This is a genomic window from Nioella sp. MMSF_3534 (genome assembly GCF_030732985.1).
Classification (GTDB): Bacteria; Pseudomonadota; Alphaproteobacteria; order Rhodobacterales; family Rhodobacteraceae; genus Nioella.
In genome coordinates, this window is sequence record NZ_JASHJX010000001.1 from 1 (window position 1) to 20,735 (window position 20,735).

Below are 20,735 nucleotides of genomic sequence, written 5' to 3' on the forward strand. Positions count from 1 at the left end.
CCCCCCCCCCCCCCCCCCCCCCGGTCGGCGCGGGCCAAAGCCGCGGCGAAACCGCTCATTCTTCCTCATACCACCAGACATCAGGCTGGAACCCCAGCCAGTCGCCATAGATGGGCAGCGTCTCGGGAAAATGCAGTTCGCGCACATGGGCAATGCGGCTGACCGGCGAATACCAGATCGGAATGACATAGCGCCCAGAGGTCAGCACCCGGTCGAGCGCCCGCACGGCGGCGCGATAGTCATCCTGGCTCTCTGCCGTCAGCATCTCGCCCACCATCGCCTCGATGGCCGGGTTGCAGACCCCCATCAGGTTCCGGCTGCCCTCCACATCGACCATGTCACAGCCCCAGTAGAGATATTGCTCGTTTCCGGGGGACAGCGACACGCCGCGCGCGAAGTATGTCATGTCGAAATCATAGGCATCGGTACGCTCGCGGTACTGGGCGCTGTCGATGGTCGTCACCGTTGGCGTGATCCCGAGACGAGAGAGCGATTCCACATAGATATTGATGATCGCCTGATTCTCGGCCGATCCCTGGCTCAGCACGATCTCGAAGGTGAAGGGCTGGCCGTCAGAACCGGTCATCACACCTTCCTGCACGGAATAGCCCGCCTCCTCCATCAGCCCCATGGCGGCGCGGATGCCCGCGCGGTTGGCCTCTCGCCCGTCGGAGACCGGGAATTCATAGCCCTCCAGCGCGCCGGGCAGCAGGTCGCCCGCGAAAGGCTCCAGCAGCGCCAGCACCCGCCCCTCAGCCGCGCCCGGCTCCATCCCGAGAATCGAGTTGGAGAAATAGGACGTAATACGCGGCGCAAGCCCGCCGTTTTGCGTCTGGTTGATGAATTCGTAATTGAAGGCCTGGATCATCGCCTCGCGCACCCGCCAATCCTCGAATTGCGGCGAACGGGTGTTCATCACGAAGCCCCACATCCCTGTAGGCCGTTCATGCGGCACCTCGGACAGCACGACCTCTCCCGATTGCACACGCGGGAAATCATAATTGGTCTCCCAGTCGGCGGCATTGGTCTCGCGAATCGTGGTGATCTCGCCCGCGACGAACGCCTCCCACATGGCAGTGCCGTCGCCGAAAAACTCCAGCCGGATCTCGTCAATCACGTTGGTGCCCCGGCGGAAGGGCAGGTCAGCGCCCCAGTAATCGGGGTTGCGACGAAGGGAGACGAAGCGCCCGGCCTCGAAATCGTCGATGACATATGGCGCGCTTGAGATCGGGATCGCGTCGATCCCGCTTTCGGTAAAGTCACGCCCCTCCCATTGCGCCGCCTGTAGGATGGGCCGCATCCCCATGATCAGCGCCAATTCCCGGTCCGGTTCGCTGAAACTGATCCGAACGCCGCGCTCTCCCACGGCCTCGATGCTGCTCACCCGGTTCCACGCGTTCAGGTATCTCGGATGCCCCTCGGTGCCGAGCGTCTCATAGGACCAGATCACATCTTCAACGGTCACCGGGCTGCCATCCGAGAATCGGGCCTCGGGACGCAGCTGAAACTCGACCCAGGCCCCGCCTTCGCCGACCTCGACCGATTCGGCCAAAAGGCCGTAGAGCGTGAACGGTTCGTCCCAGCTTCGGCCCATGAGGCTTTCATAAGCCAGGAAGCGCAGCTGCCACGGCGTCGATCCTGCACGGATATGCGGGTTGAGGCTGTCGAAGCTGCCGACCTCACCGGTGACGATCCGGCCACCGGTCGGGGCATCGGGGTTGGCATAGGGCAGATGCGCAAAATCTGGGGGCAAAGCGGGGTCGCCATACATAGCGATGCCATAGGACGGCTCTGCCGCGGCGCCGCCCGAAAGAATCGCCATGACCCCGAAAACCGATGCAATCTGTCTGAAACAATTCCTGCTCATCTGTAAACAATCCCCTCGATGCCTTGTTTGCTTATCCATGACGCTACTCTTCCCTGAATTGGGTTTCAAACTTTTCGGTTGGACTCTGAGCAAGTGATTGCTTATAAAGGATGCACTGCTCGATAGGTTTCTTGCCTGTATGAAACCTGCCTCAATAACTTAACGCCGGCTTCGTGCCGGCGTTTTTTTTGGTGCGGCTGCGCGGCTTTTGCCTCTGTCCATACTGCAAGTGCAGCATTACGGTGCTGGCAAATCGCACAGGACAGGAGCCTCCGATGGCCATCACCACTTCGCTTGCCGGAAAAACCGCCGTGATCACCGGCTCCAATTCAGGGATAGGTTTGGGAATCGCCCGCGAATTGGCCCGCGCCGGGGCGGATATCGTGCTGAACTCCTTCACGGACCGCGACGAAGATCACGCCATCGCGGCGGACATCGCGGCCGAACACGGCGTCACCGCCCGCTACATCAAGGCCGACATGTCGAAGGGCGAGGAATGCCGCGCGCTGATCGAGCAGGCCGGGGCCTGCGATATCCTGATCAACAATGCGGGCATCCAGCATGTGGAAGCGATCGACAGGTTCCCGGTCGAGAAATGGGATGCAATCATCGCGATCAATCTCAGCTCTGCCTTCCATACCACCGCTGCCGCCCTGCCGCTGATGCGCGCCGCCGGATGGGGACGGGTGATCAATATCGCTTCGGCCCATGGCCTGACCGCAAGCCCCTATAAATCCGCCTATATCGCCGCCAAGCATGGCGTGGTCGGCCTGACCAAGACCACAGCGCTGGAAACGGCCGAAGAGCCGATCACCGCAAATGCCATCTGCCCCGGCTACGTGCTGACCCCGCTGGTGGAGGCGCAGATCCCCGACCAGATGAAGGCCCATGACATGGACCGCGATACGGTCGTGCGAGAGGTCATGCTGCTGCGCCAGCCCTCGCGCGAATTTGCCACTGTCGAACAGATGGGCGGCACCGCTGCCTTCCTCTGCTCTGATGCCGCTGCCCAGATCACCGGCACCACGATCAGCGTCGATGGCGGCTGGACGGCCCTCTGACCCCTCCGCGTTAGCCCCACATTAAGGTTAACGCGGGCCCCCTGCCCCTTCTTCTTGGCAAAAATACTCCCGCCGGAGGCGTCCCGACCATGCCACAGATCAAACCCCGGAAATGATACCCAAACGCATCAACCTCGCCCTGCAAGGTGGCGGCGCTCATGGGGCCTTCACCTGGGGTGTCCTCGACCGGCTGCTTCAGGAGCCCGGCATCGAGATCGCCGCCATTTCCGGCACCTCGGCGGGCGCGCTGAATGGCGCGGCGGTCAAGGCGGGGCTCAGCCGGGGCAGCCGAGATCTGGCGCGAGAAAACCTCGCCTGGCTGTGGGAGCAGATGGGGGCGATCACGGATGAGCGGTTCAGTGCCTGGCTCGGGGCCATTTCCCCGCTGGCCATCAGCCACTGGATCGAGACCTCGCTGCCCTTCGCCATCGGTGACGCGGTCAGCCGCATGGTCAGCCCCTATAATTACGGACCGTTCTTCGGCAATCCGCTGTCCCCGATTGTCGAGAAGTTCCACTACGAGAACATCTGTTGTGCGGAGGGACCGGCGTTCTTCGTCTGTGCCACCAATGTGCGGACCGGCAAGATCCGGGTCTTTGGCGGCGATGAGATCGGCACCAGGCCGCTTCTGGCCTCCGCCTGCCTGCCGACGCTGTTCAAGGCGGTGGAGATCGAGGATCGTGAAACCGGCCAGAGCGAGGCCTATTGGGACGGGGGCTATACCGGCAATCCTGCCCTTTTCCCGTTCTTTGAACCGTATCTTCCGGACGACATCCTGATCGTCAATATCAACCCTCTGATCCGCCACAATGTTCCGACAACCGCGCGGGAGATTCAGAACCGGCTGAACGAGGTCAGCTTCAATGCCTCGCTGCTGAGCGAGCTGCGCGCCATTCGTTTCGTGCAGCGCCTGCTGGCGGATGGGGCGCTCGCCCCGGGCAGCATGAAAAACGTGCTGGTCCACATGATCTCGGACGACGCGCTGATGCGGCAGCTTTCGGTGGCCACCAAGGTGGTTCCGGTTCCGCAGGTGCTGCACCAGCTGTTCGAGGCCGGGTTTGCGGGCTGCGATGCCTTTCTCGCCGAGCATTGGGACCGTATCGGGCAGGAGAGCAGCGCCGATCTTGGGGCGATGTTCGACTGACCCCCAACCCGATGCGCGGCTGGTCAGGGCGGGAGCGAGGGGCCAGCCCCTCGCGCTCCCCGAGGTATTTTTACCAAGCTGAAAGGGGGCGCTGACAATTTTCGTCAAATGCGAGGGGAAAGGGTTATCCCAGGCAGGTCACCCAGAGGATCGTTGCATCCTCGGCGCTGACCGAGATCACGTTATGCCCCATGGTGGCGTCGTAATAGGCGCTGTCGCCCCGGCGCATGTTCACCGGGGCATAGAATTCCGTGATCAGCTGGATCTCTCCGGTCAGTACGTAGAGGAATTCTTCGCCTTCATGGCGTACCCATCCGTCAAACTCCTCGAAGCTGCGGGCGCGGATACGGGCGCGGTAGGGCAGCATGGCCTTCTGGGTCAGCTGCGGGGCCAGCATTTCGTGTTCATAGGTGGCGGTCGGGTGCGGCTCGCCCGCGCCGGTCTGGGTCACGGCGAGGCGGCCGTTGACCTTGGGGTTCACCGTGGGCGTGAAGAGCTGCGGCACCGAGATATCCAGCCCGTCCGCAAGTTTCTTCAGCGCGTCATAGGTGGGCGACATCTGGCCGTTTTCGATCTTGGACAGTGTCGAGCGCGCCAGCCCGGCCTTCTGGGCCGCCTGTTCCAGCGTCCATTCCCGCTGCTTGCGCAATTCGCGCACGCGAATGGCGAGGTCCACCGGTTGCGGGCGATCCTGCGTACCGCTTTCGCGGGCGAGGCGTATGAGGCTGGGTTCGTCAGAAAAATCCATGCCTGCGATGTAGCCCGCGCCACCGGGTCTTGCAACTGTCCCGCGTGGGGCCTACGCCGGTTTCATGCCTCTGACCGATCCCTGCCCTGCCCCGTTCAACCTTGCGGCCTATGTGCTGGCCCAGGCCCCGCGCCTGCCGGACAAGATCGCGCTGGCGGTGCTGTCGCCCACACGGTCGGATCGCTGGAGCTTTGCGCGGCTGGAGGACCGGGTGTTGCGCACGGCCAGCGGATTGCTGGCGCAGGGGTTGCAGCCGGGCGACCGGGTGTTGCTCAGGCTCGGCAACCGGCCCGATTTCCCGGTGGCCTATCTCGCGGCCATTGCCGTGGGGCTGGTGCCGGTTCCGACCTCCGCCCAACTGACCGGCCCGGAAATAAGCCGCCTTGCGCCCGAGATCGCCCCGAAGCTGATCCTTGCCCATGACGGCATCGCCCTGCCCGATCCGCTGCCCTGCCCTGTGGTGTCGGATCTGGAGGCGCTGGCCGACCATGACCGCGCCACCTACCAGATGGGTGATCCCGACCGTCTGGCCTATCTGGTCTACACCTCCGGCACATCCGGCCGCCCCCGCGCCGTCGCCCATGCGCATCGGGCCATCTGGGCACGGCGGATGATGCATCAGGGCTGGTACGGGTTGCGCGACAGCGACCGGCTGCTGCATGCAGGCGCGTTCAACTGGACCTTCACGCTTGGTACCGGGTTGCTGGACCCGTGGTCCGTGGGGGCGACCGCGCTGATCCCGGCGGAAGGCACCGATCCTGCCACGCTGCCGCTGCTGCTCAAACGCCATGATGCAACGATCTTCGCCGCCGCCCCCGGTGTCTATCGCCGGATGCTGCGCGGACCCATGCCGCCAATGCCGAAACTGCGCCATGGGCTGAGCGCCGGGGAAAAGCTGCCAGAGCCGATCCGCGAGGCATGGGCCGGGGCGACCGGCACCACGATCCATGAGGCGCTCGGCATGTCGGAATGCTCCACCTTCATCTCCGGCTGTCCCGAGAGGCCCGCGCCGCCGCATACGCTCGGCTTTGCGCAGGAAGGTCGGCAGATCGCGATCCTCGATCCTGACGGGCAGCCTCTACCCAAGGGAGAGACCGGCCAGCTTGCCATCCACCGCAGCGATCCCGGCCTGATGCTGGGAAATCTTGACGATGACGGCTTTGACCTGCCCCTGAGTGGCGATTGGTTCGTCACCGGCGATATGGTGCATGAGGACGCGGACGGGTCGCTCATCTACCACGGCCGTTCGGACGACATGCTGAACGCGGGCGGCTTCCGCGTCTCTCCGCAGGAGATCGAGCGCGCCTTTGCGCCGCTGGTCGAGGATTGCGCGGCCGTTTCGGTGGAAATCCGAGAGGAGACGCATATCATCTGTCTGGCGCATGTGAGCGATCTGTCCGATCCCGACCTGCGCGGGCACGCGGAAAACTGTCTTGCCCGTTACAAGCAACCTCGGCTTTATGTCCGCCTCGACGCGCTGCCGCGTGGCGGGAACGGTAAACTCAACCGAAAGGCGCTGGCCGCCGCAATCAGGGACATGACATGATCAAGCTCGACATCCTTTCCGACCCGATCTGCCCCTGGTGCTATATCGGCAAGGCCTATCTGGATCGCGCGCTAGAGGCCGCGGGCGACCATCCCTTCGCCATCGAATGGCACCCGTTCCAGCTGAACCCCGAGATGCCAGCGGACGGTATGGACCGGCGCGCCTATCTGGAGGCCAAGTTCGGCGGCAAGGAGGGCGCGGTGCGCGCCTATGCGCCAGTTGTGGAACATGCGGAAACGGCCGGGTTGAAGATCAATTTCGAAGGGATAGGACGCACCCCGAACACATTGGACGCACATCGGCTGATCCACTGGGCGGGGATCGAGCAGCGCCAGACGCCGGTCGTGTCGGCGCTGTTCAAGGCCTATTTCGTGGATGGGCGCGATATCGGCGACGCCGCGACGCTGGCCGAGATTGCCGGGGAATGCGGTCTGGATGCCGCCATGATCGCTACCCTTCTGGCGGGCGAGGCCGATGCCGACGATATCCGCGCCCGCGACGCCCATGCCCGCGAACGCGGCGTAACGGGTGTGCCCACCTTCGTTGTCGCCAACCAGCACGTGCTGACCGGGGCGCAGCCGCCCGAGCTGTGGGGCAAGGTGATCGAAGATATCCGGGGCCTGATGAAAGAGGCTGAATGAGCGCGGGGCTGATCCTCGGCCTTTCTGCAATCGTGATCTGGGCGGTGATCCTTGTCCTGTCGGATCGCGCCCCCGGCCATGGCCCATGGCCCCCTCCAAAGGGTAACCTCCTCACGGCGCTATGGGCCTGGGGGCTCACCACGCTGATCTATGTGGGGCTGGTGCAGACCTGGGGGCAGACACCGATCCTGCCCGCTTGGCTGCGTCTTGGCCTTGGCCTGCCTCTGGCCGTCATGGGCAGTCTGCTTCACACCTGGGCCACGGCGGCGCTCGGGCTGAAGGGTACCAGCGGATGGGATGTGGGCCTGACCACCAATGGCCCCTATGCGCTGTGCCGACATCCGCAATATCTGGGGCAGATCGTCAGCATCGCCGGGCTGGCGCTGATCATCGGCTCGCCAGAGGCGCTGATCCTCGGGCTTGCCGCCTGCGTCATGCTGGGATACGGATCAGGGGTCGAGGACCGCGCCATTCAATCGCGCTACCCAGACCTCTTCGCGGCTCATTCCGCTAAAACACCGTTCCTTTTGCCGAGATTTTCGAGCCGCTCATGACCGATTCTACCTCCCGCCGCCTGTCCCAGGGCGAGTTCATCGCCCTCATGGGGATGATGTTTGCCACCATCGCCTTTTCCATCGACTCGATGCTGCCCGCCCTGCCCGAGATCGCGGAAGAGCTGACGCCGGACGCCGCCAACCTCGCGCAGCTTGTCCTGACCTCCTTCGTCTTCGGGATGGGGGCGGGCACGCTGGTTACCGGGCCGCTGTCGGACGCGTTTGGCCGCAAGGCGATCATCTATTGGGGCGCGGGGCTTTATGTGATTGGCGCCGTCATGGCCTATTATGCGCCGACGCTGGAACTGGTGCTGGCCGCCCGCGCCATTCAGGGGCTTGGAGCGGCTGGCCCGCGCATCGCCTCGATGGCATTGGTCCGCGACCTCTATTCGGGCCGCCAGATGGCGCGGATCATGTCCTTCGCGATGCTCGTCTTCATGATCTTCCCTGCCGTCGCGCCCATGATCGGCGCGGGCATCATCGCGCTGGCGGGCTGGCGGTCAATCTTCCTGGCCTTCGTTCTGTTCTCGGCGGTTTCCACCGCCTGGATCGGCATTCGTCAGCCCGAAACCCTGCCGGTCGAGAAGCGCCGTCCGCTTCAGGCCGCCATGCTGTGGGCGGGGATGAAAGAGGTTCTGAGCCATCGCCAAGTGATGCTCTCGACCCTGATCCAGATCATGATCTTTGGCATCCTCTTCGCCACGATCAGTTCCGTTCAGCAGGTCTTTGACATCACCTATGACCGGGGAGGAAATTTCCATTTCTGGTTTGCTGGAATCGCGGTTTTCGCGGCCCTGCCGCCGCTGGTGAATGCCTCACTTGTGGTCAAGCTTGGCATGCGGCCGCTGATCCGTCGGGCGCTGATGGGGCAGATCGCTGTCTCTGCCGGGGCCGGGCTGGTATTCCTGACCATCGGCACCGAACCAGCTTGGACCTTCTGGGTCTTCCTCGTCTGGACCGCAGGACAGTTCGCCGCCACCGGCTTTACCATCGGCAACCTGAACGCCCTGGCGCTGGAGCCCATGGGCCATATCGCGGGCATGACATCCTCGGTCATGGGGGCTGTCGCCACCGTCGGGGGCGCGGTGATCGGGGCCGTGATCGGGCAGCTTTTCAACGGAACGCCCACGCCGCTGGTGCTGTCGGTCCTGCTGGTCGCCGGTGCGAGTTTGGTGATCGCGACCCGCCTGCCGCGTGAGGGACGCTAAGCCTTCTTCGCCGCAATCACCTTCTCCGCCAGATCGCGGGCAATGGCGAAGGCTCCCTTGATCTTGTCGCTGTCCTTCGTCCAGTCGCGCCGCACCACGATCTTGGTGTCGCGCACCTTGGCCAGCCCGTTTTGGGCCTGCACGAATTCCACCAGCCCCGCCGGGTTCGCAAACTTGTCGTTGTGGAACTGGATCGTCGCGCCCTTCGGGCCGCCATCGAGCTTGGCAATCCCCGCCCGCTTGCACATCGCCTTGATCCGCACGACCAGCAGCAGCGTGTTGACCTCTTTCGGCAGTTTCCCGAAGCGGTCGATCAGCTCGGCCGCAAAGCCCTCCAGCTCCACCTTGGTGTGAAGCTGCGACAGGCGCCGGTAAAGCCCAAGCCGCACGTCGAGATCGGGCACGTAATCGGCCGGGATCAGCACGGGAACGCCAAGGTTGATCGTCGGCGCCCATTGCCCGTCGTCGTCGGTCAACATCTCCATGTTGCCCGACCGGATCTTGGCGATCGCCTCTTCCAGCATGGATTGGTAAAGCTCAAATCCCACCTCTTTCACATGGCCCGACTGCTCCTCGCCCACGATGTTGCCCGCCCCGCGAATATCGAGGTCTTGGCTGGCGATTGTGAAGCCCGCGCCGAGGCTGTCGAGGCTTCCAAGAACCCGCAGCCGTTTCTCTGCCGCAGGGGTCAGCTTGGCGCGCGGTTTCGTGGTCAGATATGCATAGGCACGGGTCTTGGCGCGGCCCACGCGGCCCCGGATCTGGTAAAGCTGCGCAAGTCCGTACATGTCGGCCCTGTGGATCACCATCGTGTTGGCGGTCGGAATGTCGATGCCGGATTCGATGATCGTTGTGGCCAGCAGCACGTCATATTTGCCGTCGTAGAAGGCATTCATCCGGTCGTCGAGCTCACCCGCCGCCATCTGCCCATGGGCCACGACGAAGCTGACCTCGGGCACCTGGGTGCGCAGGAAATCCTCGATTTCCGGCAGGTCCTCGATGCGTGGCACCACGTAGAAGCTCTGTCCGCCCCGGTAATGTTCACGCAGCAGCGCCTCGCGGATCGTGACCGCGTCGAACTCGCTCACGTAAGTGCGGATCGCCAGCCGGTCGACAGGCGGCGTGCCGATGAGGGAGAGATCCCGAACACCAGAGAGTGACATCTGCAGCGTGCGCGGAATGGGTGTGGCCGACAGCGTCAGCACATGCACCTCGGACCGCATTTCCTTCAGCCGCTCCTTATGGCCCACGCCGAAGCGCTGTTCCTCGTCGATGATCAGAAGCCCGAGGTTCTGAAACCGGATGTTCTTGGCCAGCAGCGCATGGGTGCCGATACAAATATCCACGCTGCCATCCGCCAGCCCCTTACGCGTGTCGCTGGCCTGTTTTGCGGGAACAAAGCGCGACAACTGTCTGACATTGATCGGAAATCCCCGAAACCGGTCGGCAAAGGTCTTGGCGTGCTGGCGCGCCAGAAGGGTTGTCGGCGCGATCAGGGCGACCTGCATGCCGCTGGCCGCCGCGACGAAGGCCGCGCGCATCGCGACCTCGGTCTTGCCGAAGCCCACATCGCCCACAACCAACCGGTCCATCGGCCGCCCGCGTTCGAGATCCTCCATCACATCGCCAATGGCCGACAGCTGATCGTCGGTTTCCTCGTAGGGGAAGCGGGCGCAGAAGGCCTCCCACATGTCACCGGGCGGTTCCATCACCGGGGCGTGGCGCAGTTCTCGTTCCGCGGCGATGCGGATCAGCTTGTCGGCGATCTGACGAATGCGTTCCTTAAGCTTGGCCTTCTTGGCCTGCCAGGCCCCGCCGCCAAGCTTGTCAAGCAACCCTTCCTCATGCCCATAGCGGCTGAGAAGTTCAATGTTTTCAACGGGAAGGAACAGCCGGTCGCCGCCTGCGTATTCCAGCGCGATGCATTCATGCGGCGCGCCCATGGCGGTGACGGTTTCCAGCCCCTTGTAGCGCCCGACGCCGTGATCGACATGCACGACCAGATCGCCGGGGGAAAGGCTCTGCGCCTCGGTCAGGTAGTTCTCCGCCCGCTTGGTCTTGCGCTTGGGCCGGATCAGCCGGTCGCCCAACACGTCCTGTTCGGAGATCACCGTTAGCCCGTCGCCGGTGAAGCCCTGCTCCAGCGGCCAGACCGCCAGATTGACGCCCCCCTTCTTCAACCCGGCCAACCCGTTGGAGATCTCCGTCAGATCGGTGATGTCCTGATCCTCCAGCAAGCCGCGCAACCTTTCCCGCGCGCCCTCGGACCAGGAGGCCATGACGATCGCATTCCGGTTGGATTCCGTGCGAATGTGATCGGCCAAGGCCCCGAAAAGACTGATGTTTTCCTGTTGACGTTCCGGTGCGAAACTGCGCCCGATCCGGCCGCCCGCATCCACCACACCGGGGCCCAAGGCCTGTGGCAGCGGCGAAAACTGGATCACGCGATGGCCCGCGATGGCCTTCTCCCAGGTCGCATCATCGAGATAGAGCAATTCCGGCGGGCACGGCTTGTAGACCGTGTCCATCCGGCCCTTTTGCGTCATCGCTGTCTTGCGCGTATCGTATTGATCTTCAATGGTTTTCCACCGGGCCAACCGTTGCGGCGTTGTCTGATCATCCAGCGTGATCGTGGCATCGGGCAGATAGTCGAACAGGGTTTCCAGCCGGTCATGGAAGAAGGGCAGCCAATGTTCCACGCCCTGATGCTTGCGGCCTGCGCTGACGGCTTCGTAGAGCGGGTCCTCGCCGCCGCCTGCGCCGAACTCCACCCGGTAATTCTGCCGGAACCGGGCAATGGAGGGATCGTCCAGAATGAACTCTGATACCGGCGCGAATTCCACACGGGTCAGTTTTTCGGTCGTGCGCTGCGTGGCCGGATCGAACCGGCGTGCTCCATCCAGCACGTCACCAAAAAGATCAAGCCGCACGGGGCTGTCTTCTCCCGGCGGCCAGACGTCGATAATCCCGCCCCGGATCGCGTAATCTCCGGGTTCCATCACCGTTGGAGATTGGGAAAAACCCATTCGAACCAGAAAGTTACGAAGGTCTTCTTCATTCAGGCGATAGTCAACTTCCGCCACGAAGGCAGAGCTTTTCAGCAAGGCGCGCGGCGGCACGTATTGCGTCGCGGAACTGAGCGTCGTCAGAACGATGAACCGGCCGTCCAGCCCCGCCGCCAGTGTTGCCAAAGTCGCCATCCGTGTGGCCGAGATGTCGGCATTGGGCGATACCCGGTCGAAAGGCAGGCAATCCCAGCCCGGAAAGCGCAGAACCGGCACGGACGGATCGAAGAAGTCCAGCGCCGTGGCCATGGCTGCCAGGCGCTTGTCATCGCGCGCCACATGCAGGACGGGACCGCCCCCGGCGGACAATTCCCGCAGCAGCCGGGTTGCGTCGAACCCCTCGGGAACACCGCCCATGAGGACATGGTTTTTCTTATCCATGAGGGGTTTATCCCGCGAAGTTAAAGTCCAAGTGCGCCGTAGTGCAGATTGGTCCACATGCCCCAGAAGGCCGTGATGAAGATCGACACCATGCCGATCATCTGCACCATCATCCGATGCGTGCGCAAGCGCCGGCCCAGATCCTCGAACCCGGTGTCGCGCAGCTTGTGGGCCGTGCGCACGTTCAGGGCGGCAACACCCGTCATCGGCGCCATCAGCAGGAAGACCGCCTGGCAGAACTCCACCCCGTAGCCCCAGCCAAGAACCGCAAGCCCGGTGATCAGGAAAGCAAGAAAACCGATGGCGAAAACGCCCGACAGTTCCACCATCGCGAGGATGCGGTTCACATTGACCTCGGCCAGCACCCGCATGTCATGGATCGACCGTTCATGCCCGCGACGCGCGCGGGTGACCATGTCGAAAGGAACGCCCACGATCCAATGGCTGGCGGTAGACCACAGGGCCGCCAGAGCGATCCAGTACCACAGGTTCGAAAACGACCTGAGGTCGATCACTTCCGTTGCAAGTTCGAGAAAGTCCAAGGCCGCTCTGCCCACCAGATCACAATTTCGGGGCACATTAGTCGCGCGTCGCGCGGGTTTCCAGCCCTTGAGAAAACTGCGCGAACATGCCACCCCATTTTGCAACACATGATGGCGAGGACGACCCCATGCGCAACAATCAGGCCCCCTTCCCCAAGACCCGGTTCCGCCGCACCCGTGCCAGTGCCTCGGTTCGCGCGCTGGTGCGGGAAAACAGCCTGTCGGTCGATGACCTGATCTGGCCGGTGTTCGTGCGCGAAGGCGAAAGCATCGAGGAACCGGTGTCGTCCATGCCCGGCGTCCATCGCTTTTCCATCAACTGCCTGGTGAAGGCCGCACAGGAAGCCTATGACCTCGGCATTCCCGCAATCTGCATCTTTCCCTATACCGACCCGTCGCTGAAGACCGAGCTTTGTGAGATTGCCTGGGACCCGGACAATATCTCGAACCGGGCGATCCGCGCGATCAAGGAGGCTGTGCCTGATCTGGCGATCATGACCGATATCGCGCTCGACCCCTACAACGCCAACGGGCATGACGGGATCGTGCGCGACGGGATCATCGTCAATGACGAAACGGTTGAGGCGCTCGTTAAAATGGCGCTGGCACAGGCGCGGGCCGGGGCCGATATTCTGGGGCCGTCCGACATGATGGATGGCCGGATCGGCGCAATGCGGGACGCGCTGGAATCCGAGGGCTTCGGCAATGTCTCGATCATGTCCTATGCCGCCAAATTCGCCAGCGCCTTCTATGGCCCGTTCCGCGATGCCGTCGGGGCCTCGGGCGCGCTGAAGGGCGACAAGAAGACCTATCAGATCGACCCCGCCAACCGGAACGAGGCGCTGCGCTGCGTCGAACGTGACCTGACCGAAGGCGCCGATATGGTGATGGTCAAACCGGGCCTGCCCTATCTTGACCTCTGCCGGGATGTGAAAGACGCCTTCGGCGCACCCACCTTCGCCTATCAGGTGTCCGGTGAATACGCGATGATCGAGGCGGCGGCGGCCAATGGCTGGATCGACGGTGACCGGGTCATGATGGAAAGCCTGATGAGCTTCCGCCGCGCCGGGTGTGACGGGGTGCTGACCTATTTCGCGCCGCGCGTGGCGCGCATCTTGAACGGCTGACATGAAAAACCGCCCCGCCGGATTATCGGTGGGGCGGTTTCTTCCATGGCGCATGTGGTCGAGGGAACGCGCACGCCGCCGGATCAGACCGGCATGTCGTTGAACAGGTCGTCGTCTTCTTCCTCCACCGCCGGATCGGGTTTCCAGCGCGGTGCGGGCCGGGGATTGTCGACACGGGCAGCCGCCGGATCGACCTTGGACTGGCCCTTCTCTTCGGGCTCTTTCGGGTTCGGTTTGGTCATCAGGCGGTCCTCCATAAAAGCCTTCGGGCGCTTATTTTGGGCCGGACCGAAAGGCCCGGCCCCGCAGGATCAGCCGCAAGTCCCCACCCGGGGCCGATCCTGGTTTCTGGTCAACTGGCGCATTTGCGGCAGAAGGGCGTGCAGGGCAACACCTCCAGCCGATCCTCCGAGATCGCATCACCACATTTCACGCAATACCCGTACTCGCCCGCATCCATCCGTTCGAGCGCGGCCTTGATCATGCGAATCTCGTGCTGTCCGGACACGCCCATCCCTTCCAGCACCTCGTCGCCTTCACGCTCAACCGCCGCCTCTTCCCAATCACGGGTGTTGTGGCTTTCCAGCTCGTCCTCGATTTCATGGAGCTTCACATCCAGGGCATCGAGGCGCTTCATCATGCTTTCGCGGCGTTTTGCGAGGTCGATCATCTTCCGGTCCTCCTCGGAGCTGTTCTGTCATTCCGCCATGATCCGGCGTCTGGACAGGAGCTTATCGCGCGGCGCCTGCCCCCACTTTGACCGAGATCAACGGACCGGGCGAATTCACGGCGCTTTCGGCTTTTCATTCCCCCCGCCGCACGTCAGGTTGGGTCATATCTTGGACCAGATGGAAGAGACCGAAGATGGACCTGCGCCCGCTTTCCGATGATCACTCTGTTGCCGGTCAGCTCGATCCGGCGGACATGGCCGCACTTGCGGCGCAAGGCGTGACCACGGTGATCTGCAATCGCCCCGATATGGAAGTGCCCCCCAGCCATCAGGCCGCTGCCATGCAACAGGCCGCCGAGGCCGCGGGGCTCGACTTCATCTTCAACCCGGTGAACGGGGCGGCGATGACGATGGACAATGTCGAAGAGCAGGCCGAGGCCCTCGACAGCGCGCAGGGACCGGTCGTGGCCTATTGTGCGTCGGGCATGCGATCGGCGGTCATGTGGGCCTTTGCACAGGCGGGACGGATGCCAACAGACGACATCATCGCCGCAGGCGAGGCCGCGGGCTATCAACTGGCGGGCATGCGTGGCCAGATCGACGCGCTGGCCGCCCGCGCGGGCTGAGGCCCTGCCCGCTTGAGATCATCCCGCGCCCTGTCTATGTGTGGTCGCCGGTGGCCCGTGAATGGGTCGTCCTGCTAGGAATTGCTGCCCTCCATGGCCGTAGAAGACAAGCAAAGCCGCACCTTGGGTGACTGGATCGTGGACCGCATCGCGCGGGCCGTGATTGCCATGCTGTTGCTGCTGCCGCATCGGGCGCGTGTTGCCACCATGGGCTGGATCGCCCGCAATCTCGTCGGGCCGCTGACCGGCTACACCCGGCGCGCCCGGAAGAACCTCGCCTATATCTGGCCCGACATGTCCGAGCGTGAGCGTCGCCGGATCGCCCGATCTGTTCTGGACAATGCGGGCCGGGTGATCATCGAGAACTACGCCACCTCAGATCAGCTGGCCCGCGCCGCCACCTGGACCACGCATGGGCCGGGGCTGGACCCGGCGCAAAAGGCCCTGGCAGACGGCCGGCCCATCCTGTTCGTGTCCGGACATTTCGGAAACTACCAGGCCGCCCGCGCCGCGATGAATGTGCGGGGCTACAATCTTGGCGGGCTCTACCGGCCGCTCAACAACGGCTATTTCAACGATCACTATGTCCGCACGGTCGAGGCGGTCGGTGGACCCGCCTTTGCCCGTGGGCGCCGGGGGCTGGCCAATTTCATGCGCCATGTGAAAGAGGGTGGACATGGGGCGCTGCTGATCGACCAGTATTTTGCCGATGGCGTCGTGGTCGACTTCCTTGGAAAACCCGCCCCGACGGCGCAGTCGGTCGGCGATATTGCGTTGAAGTTCAACGCTCTGGTCATCCCGATCTATGCGCGTCGCCTTGAGAACGGCATAGATTTCGACGTGCTGCTCGAGGCTCCCGTGCCGCATAGCGATGCCAAAACCATGACGCAGGCCCTGATGGACAGCCTCGGCGCCCAGGTCCGCGAACGGCCCGGTCAGTGGTTCTGGGTGCATCGCCGCTGGAAGCCGGACCGTCAGGCCGCCCGCGCCGCTGCGGGGCTGTGATCGGCGAAAACCTGCGCTTTCCGGCGCTATTGGCGTGACACAAGGCGAAAACATGCGTATTTTGCGCATCAAGGGCGAAAAAGCCCAATATCCTGAGGACAGACACAGGCGGTAGAGAAAATGAGCACCCTTAACAGACGCAGCTTGATCATGGGCGCAGCCAGCGTTCCGCTTCTTTCGGCCTGCGGAAACGGGCTTGGCAGCAACGCAGCCTCCCGCATCGATGCCCGCGTCGATAGCGCGATCGATTTCATGTATGCCAATATTCCCGGCACTCGCAACCTGATGAGCGATGCCGAAGGCGTGCTGATCATTCCGCTGATCACCGAAGCAGGATTCGGGATCGGCGGTGGCTATGGCCGCGGGGCTCTGCGGATCAACGGCGCTACGGTCGACTATTTCTCCTCCGCCTCCGCCACCTTCGGCTTGCAGATCGGCGCACAGCAATATGCCCATGCCCTGTTCTTCATGACCGAAGAAGCGCTGCGCGATTTCCGCTATTCCTCGGGGTGGGCCGTTGGCGGCGACGTGCGCTACGCGGTCAGCACCCAGGGCGGCAATATCGGTACAGACACCAATGCGCTGCTCAGCCCGGTTGTGGCCATCGTCTTCGGTCAGGCGGGACTGATTGCCGGGGCGACGCTGGAAGGCCAGCGCTACACCCGCATCATTCCCTGACGGAAACAGTAATTTGACTGCCTGGGGCGGCCCTTGTGGCCGCCTCTTTCGTTGCATTCGCTGCGCATCTCGCTAGGGTGCGGGCGCTTGACGAGCCGCCCTGAGATACGAGACCTGAATGGCCCCCTTCCTGCGTTGGATGATCCGGATCGTGACCGCAGCCCTGGTGCTGACGGTGCTGACCCTGTTCGTCGGCTGGTGGATCTTTTCGCGCTCGATCCCCGATTATGACGCACAATGGCGGGTGTCCGGGCTGAACGCGCCGGTCTCGATCGTGCGCACCAATGCAAATGTGCCCCATATCTTCGGCGAAACGGATCACGACGTGTTCTACGGGCTCGGCTTTGCCCATGCGCAGGACCGGCTGTGGCAGATGCTGATGACCCGCCGCACCGCGCAGGGCCGCCTGTCGGAGCTGTTTGGTGAGAGGACACTCAGGCTGGATGAGCTGATGCGCAGGCTTGACCTCTACGGCCATGCCAGTCGCTCGGTCGATGCGCAGGATGCCGAAACGCTGGCGATGCTGCAGGCCTATGCGGACGGGGTGAACGCCTGGCTTGGGCAGGTTGCCGATCAGGCGCTTGGCCGGGGCGCGCCGGAACTGCTGCTCTTCTCGCCCGAGATTGCGCCCTGGCGACCCGCCGATTCCATCGCGGTCGTGAACATGATGGCGCTGCAACTGGCCGGTCACCATGAAACCGAAGTGCTGCGCGCGCGCACCTCGCTGATGCTGAACGATCCCGCGAGACTGGCCGATATCCTGCCCGATCCGCCCGGCGCACCGGTGGCGGAACTGCCGGAATATGCGGCGCTGTTCCCGGACATGCCGCGCTATGTGGCCAGCAATACCGCCCCGCGCGATCCGCTGTTCCCGAATATGGGGCCGGGTCTGGCAGGCGCGTCGAATGCCTGGGCTGCCGCTCCCTCGCGCTCCGCCACAGGCGCAACACTGCTGGCCAATGACCCGCATCTTGGCCTCACCGCGCCGACGATCTGGTATCTGGCGCGGCTGGAACTGACCACGGGCGGCGTGATCGGTGGCACGGTCCCCGGAATGCCAATCGTGCTGGCGGGCCGTGGCGAGGAGATCGGCTGGGGCCTCACTTCCTCCTATATGGATGACATCGACCTCTTCATCGAAGAACTAAACCCCGACAACCGTGAGGAATACCGGACGCCCGACGGGTGGGCCGAATTCGAAACCCGCCGCACCATCATCGAAGTGGCCGAAAGCACGCCGGTCACCATCACCCTGCGCTGGACCGAGAATGGCCCGGTCATCCCCGGCCACCACTGGAATTTCGATACGATCACCCCGCCCGGTCATGTGCTGTCGATGGCCTGGACGGCGTTCACGGACGAAAACACCTCGCTGCGCACCGGGCTGGAGCTGATGCGAGCCCAGACCATCGAAGAGGCGCAGGCCGCGGGGCAGTATTTCGTGGCCCCCTCGCAGAACCTGACCATCGCCACCCGCGACCGGATCGCCATGCAGGTCATCGGCCATATGCCCTGGCGGCTGGTCGAAAGCGAAACGCAGGGCCGCATCCCCTCGCGCGGATGGGTGGCCGAGGAACGCTGGCAGGGCGTCACGCAGTATTTCGCCAACCCGCATTTCGAAGACCCCGAGGGCGGCATTCTGGGCAACACGAACAACCGGATGGTGGACCGCGAATATCCGCTCCATGTCAGCCATTCCTGGGGCGACACGCAACGCATCCGCAGGTGGGAACACCTGATGCAGTCGCGGCAGGTCCACACCCGCGACAGCTTCATCGAGGCGCAGCTCGACACCGTGTCGCAAACCGCGCGCACCCTGTTGCCGCTGGTGGGACGAGAGCTGTGGTTCACCGGTCAGGCCGCCCCCGCAGGCACGCCCGAGGCGCGGCGCGGCGAAGCGCTCGACCTGCTGGCCGCATGGAACGGCGAGATGAACGAGCATCTGCCGGAACCGCTGATCTACGCAGCTTGGATGCGCGCCTTGCAACAACGGCTGGTGCAGGATGAGCTGGGGCTTCTGGCGTCTGAATTTCAGCGGCTGGAGCCGATTTTCATCGAGCGCGTCTATCGCGATATCGACGGCGCGTCCGACTGGTGTGACGTGCAGCCCTCCACCATCGAGGAAACCTGCACCGATATCGCCCGCATGGCTCTGGACGACGCGCTGCAATACCTGACCGAGGAATATGGCGGCAACATTTCGTCCTGGAGATGGGGCGACGCCCATGAGGCGGTGCATGAACATCAGGTGCTTGGCGGCACGTCGCTGTTCGGGTGGGCGGTGAATATCCGCCAGTCGACCTCTGGCGGGGACAATACGCTCAATCGGGGCCGCACGACGGCGGAACTGCCCACGCCGTTTCGCAATGTTCATGCGGCTGGCTATCGCGGCGTCTATGATTTCGCCGATCCGGACAGTTCCGTCTTCATCACCGCGACCGGGCAGTCGGGCCATCCCCTCAGCCGCTATTACGACAATCTGGGCGAACTGTGGCGGCGCGGGGAATACATCCCGATGTCGCTCGATCCTGAACTTGCGGCCGCCGGAAACATCGGCATCACCACGCTAAGCCCGAGATAGAAAACCGCCCCGAAGGGCGGCTTTCGCTTTTGTAACGGTTGGGTGTCATCTCGCCGGGACGTAGCGTTCGATGGCCACCCGGATTGCGCCGTTCTGGCGATGGTATTGCATCACCGCCAGCATATAGGTGCCCGGCGCCACCCGCGCGGCAATCTGGGAATCGAGTGAGTTGTTGGCGTCGTCGTTGAAGGCCAGTTCCCGGCCCACCCCGTCAAAAAGCGCGATCATCGGGTCCGACATGCCGATGCCGACCGCGTCGATCAGAACCAATCCGCCCTCGGGCACGGTGAAGCTGAGCCAGCGGGCATCCGCGCCGACCGTGCCGTCATTGATCAGCATCGTGGTCAGGTCGCCAAGCTGCACCACCGGAAAGGCGCTGCCATCGGGCGGCGGGCTGGCCTCACCATTGGCGTAGAGATCCTGCATCATATTAGCCTCTGAATAGACTTGGACCGAGACCTCGACCGGCAGATCGGGATTGTTCAGCGCCCGCATCCCGATGCAATAGCTGCCAGCGGGCAGCGGCTCGGGGAAATCCACGCGGGCGTTGAGGCTGTTGTAATCGTCATTCTCATCCAGCAGCAGGCCCTGCGCGTCGTAGATATAGATATAAGGGTCGGCACTCTGGTTCTCGGCGCGGATCGACACCGGCGTCGGTGAGGACAGGGTGAACCGGTAATAGGGCGCACCGTTCACCGTGTTGGTGGCCCGTGCCTCCTGCCCTGCGGCCTGATCAATCGGGCCATTGCCGAGCGGTGTGGCGGGCGTCCCTGCGGTGCAGGCCTGGATGTTGGACCCGCCTGAGCCCATGGTAAGCGCCGCATGGTCGATCAGCCCCACGCGGATATCGGCCTGGATCGGCCCGCCGCCATAGCTGCGCGTGGCAAGGCAATAGGTACCGGGCGCAAGCGTCAGCTCCCCGCGCGAGGCCCAGTTGCCGCCACTGTCATCATCGGTCAGCACCATGGTGCCGGACTGGTCATAAAGCTCGATCACCGGATCGCCACCGAACTGGCCCTGTGCTTCGACCCGCACCGGAACGGGCTGCGAGACGGTGAAGTTCGACACATGGTAGCTGCCGGGCGGAACCGCGCCCACGAGGTCGAAGGGCGCGGCGGCAGTTGCGATATCGGACGTGCTGGCGCTGCCGCCCACCCATTGACCCGCCGGAACGGCTGCACCACAGGCGGCCTCCTGCGCGGCGGCGGGCAAGGCCATCAGGGTTAGCAGCGCGCCTGCAAGGGCGGTACTTGTGCGATAGGTCATGGAAATTCCTCCTCAAACCGGTTCC

The 20,735-nt window shown here is 63.7% G+C and carries 18 protein-coding genes; 11 read left to right on the forward strand and 7 right to left on the reverse strand.

What is annotated here, in order from left to right; all coding sequences use genetic code 11:
- Positions 1-55 precede the first annotated feature (55 nt).
- Positions 56-1,822, reverse strand: a complete 1,767-nt coding sequence (locus RBB16_RS00005; RefSeq protein WP_306044158.1) for an extracellular solute-binding protein — start codon at positions 1,820-1,822, stop codon at positions 56-58.
- Between the two features lie 320 nt (positions 1,823-2,142).
- Here RBB16_RS00005 and RBB16_RS00010 point away from each other — a divergent pair, with 320 nt between their 5' ends.
- Together RBB16_RS00010 and RBB16_RS00015 are read left to right on the forward strand one after the other, a co-directional pair.
- Positions 2,143-2,928: a 3-hydroxybutyrate dehydrogenase gene (locus RBB16_RS00010; protein ID WP_306044159.1), complete on the forward strand. Its 786-nt coding sequence runs from the start codon at positions 2,143-2,145 to the stop codon at positions 2,926-2,928.
- Positions 2,929-3,040: 112 nt separating this feature from the next.
- On the forward strand, positions 3,041-4,072 hold the full coding sequence (locus RBB16_RS00015; RefSeq protein WP_306044160.1) for a patatin-like phospholipase family protein: 1,032 nt from the start codon (positions 3,041-3,043) through the stop codon (positions 4,070-4,072).
- A gap of 124 nt (positions 4,073-4,196) precedes the next feature.
- On the opposite strand, the gene RBB16_RS00020 is transcribed toward RBB16_RS00015, so the two are convergent.
- Positions 4,197-4,820: a helix-turn-helix domain-containing protein gene (locus tag RBB16_RS00020; RefSeq protein WP_071689896.1), complete on the reverse strand. Its 624-nt coding sequence runs from the start codon at positions 4,818-4,820 to the stop codon at positions 4,197-4,199.
- A 64-nt stretch (positions 4,821-4,884) separates the two neighbouring features.
- Between RBB16_RS00020 and RBB16_RS00025 the strand changes: the two genes are divergently transcribed.
- Genes RBB16_RS00025 through RBB16_RS00040 form a run of 4 tightly spaced genes read left to right on the forward strand, consistent with a single transcriptional unit; the run spans position 4,885 to position 8,769 of the window.
- On the forward strand, positions 4,885-6,366 hold the full coding sequence (locus RBB16_RS00025) for a class I adenylate-forming enzyme family protein (protein WP_306044161.1): 1,482 nt from the start codon (positions 4,885-4,887) through the stop codon (positions 6,364-6,366).
- Complete coding sequence (locus tag RBB16_RS00030) at positions 6,363-7,007, forward strand: DsbA family oxidoreductase (protein ID WP_306044162.1); 645 nt, start codon at positions 6,363-6,365, stop codon at positions 7,005-7,007. Before RBB16_RS00025 ends, RBB16_RS00030 begins: the two co-directional genes overlap by 4 nt.
- Positions 7,004-7,561, forward strand: a complete 558-nt coding sequence (locus RBB16_RS00035) for an isoprenylcysteine carboxylmethyltransferase family protein (RefSeq protein ID WP_306044163.1) — start codon at positions 7,004-7,006, stop codon at positions 7,559-7,561. Before RBB16_RS00030 ends, RBB16_RS00035 begins: the two co-directional genes overlap by 4 nt.
- Positions 7,558-8,769, forward strand: a complete 1,212-nt coding sequence (locus RBB16_RS00040) for a multidrug effflux MFS transporter (RefSeq protein ID WP_306044164.1) — start codon at positions 7,558-7,560, stop codon at positions 8,767-8,769. Before RBB16_RS00035 ends, RBB16_RS00040 begins: the two co-directional genes overlap by 4 nt.
- Here the strand turns inward: RBB16_RS00040 and mfd are convergent.
- Together mfd and RBB16_RS00050 are read right to left on the reverse strand one after the other, a co-directional pair.
- Complete coding sequence (mfd, locus tag RBB16_RS00045) at positions 8,766-12,215, reverse strand: transcription-repair coupling factor (RefSeq protein ID WP_306044165.1); 3,450 nt, start codon at positions 12,213-12,215, stop codon at positions 8,766-8,768. The genes RBB16_RS00040 and mfd overlap by 4 nt on opposite strands.
- A gap of 20 nt (positions 12,216-12,235) precedes the next feature.
- Positions 12,236-12,757, reverse strand: coding sequence for a component of SufBCD complex (locus RBB16_RS00050; RefSeq protein ID WP_071689902.1), 522 nt, complete (start codon positions 12,755-12,757; stop codon positions 12,236-12,238).
- A gap of 128 nt (positions 12,758-12,885) precedes the next feature.
- Here RBB16_RS00050 and hemB point away from each other — a divergent pair, with 128 nt between their 5' ends.
- The gene (gene hemB / locus RBB16_RS00055) at positions 12,886-13,884 is read left to right on the forward strand and encodes a porphobilinogen synthase (RefSeq protein ID WP_306044166.1); all 999 of its coding nucleotides are present in this window, start codon (positions 12,886-12,888) and stop codon (positions 13,882-13,884) included.
- 83 nt (positions 13,885-13,967) lie between these two features.
- Here hemB and RBB16_RS00060 read toward each other — a convergent pair whose 3' ends face one another.
- Positions 13,968-14,126 carry a hypothetical protein gene (locus tag RBB16_RS00060; RefSeq protein WP_158514316.1) on the reverse strand — a complete coding sequence of 53 codons (159 nt, stop codon included), beginning with the start codon at positions 14,124-14,126 and terminating at the stop codon, positions 13,968-13,970.
- 110 nt (positions 14,127-14,236) lie between these two features.
- Positions 14,237-14,554, reverse strand: coding sequence for a TraR/DksA C4-type zinc finger protein (locus RBB16_RS00065; RefSeq protein WP_306044167.1), 318 nt, complete (start codon positions 14,552-14,554; stop codon positions 14,237-14,239).
- Positions 14,555-14,748: 194 nt separating this feature from the next.
- Between RBB16_RS00065 and RBB16_RS00070 the strand changes: the two genes are divergently transcribed.
- The 4 genes from RBB16_RS00070 to RBB16_RS00085 all read left to right on the forward strand — a co-directional run bounded on the left by RBB16_RS00070 (position 14,749) and on the right by RBB16_RS00085 (position 19,444).
- Positions 14,749-15,180, forward strand: coding sequence for a TIGR01244 family sulfur transferase (locus RBB16_RS00070; RefSeq protein WP_306044168.1), 432 nt, complete (start codon positions 14,749-14,751; stop codon positions 15,178-15,180).
- A gap of 93 nt (positions 15,181-15,273) precedes the next feature.
- Positions 15,274-16,185 carry a lysophospholipid acyltransferase family protein gene (locus tag RBB16_RS00075; protein ID WP_306044169.1) on the forward strand — a complete coding sequence of 304 codons (912 nt, stop codon included), beginning with the start codon at positions 15,274-15,276 and terminating at the stop codon, positions 16,183-16,185.
- A 120-nt stretch (positions 16,186-16,305) separates the two neighbouring features.
- On the forward strand, positions 16,306-16,863 hold the full coding sequence (locus RBB16_RS00080; protein ID WP_306044170.1) for a YSC84-related protein: 558 nt from the start codon (positions 16,306-16,308) through the stop codon (positions 16,861-16,863).
- A gap of 118 nt (positions 16,864-16,981) precedes the next feature.
- Complete coding sequence (locus RBB16_RS00085; protein WP_306044171.1) at positions 16,982-19,444, forward strand: penicillin acylase family protein; 2,463 nt, start codon at positions 16,982-16,984, stop codon at positions 19,442-19,444.
- A 45-nt stretch (positions 19,445-19,489) separates the two neighbouring features.
- Here the strand turns inward: RBB16_RS00085 and RBB16_RS00090 are convergent, their stop codons facing one another.
- Positions 19,490-20,710 carry a DVUA0089 family protein gene (locus RBB16_RS00090; protein WP_306044172.1) on the reverse strand — a complete coding sequence of 407 codons (1,221 nt, stop codon included), beginning with the start codon at positions 20,708-20,710 and terminating at the stop codon, positions 19,490-19,492.
- Positions 20,711-20,735: the final 25 nt, after the last annotated feature.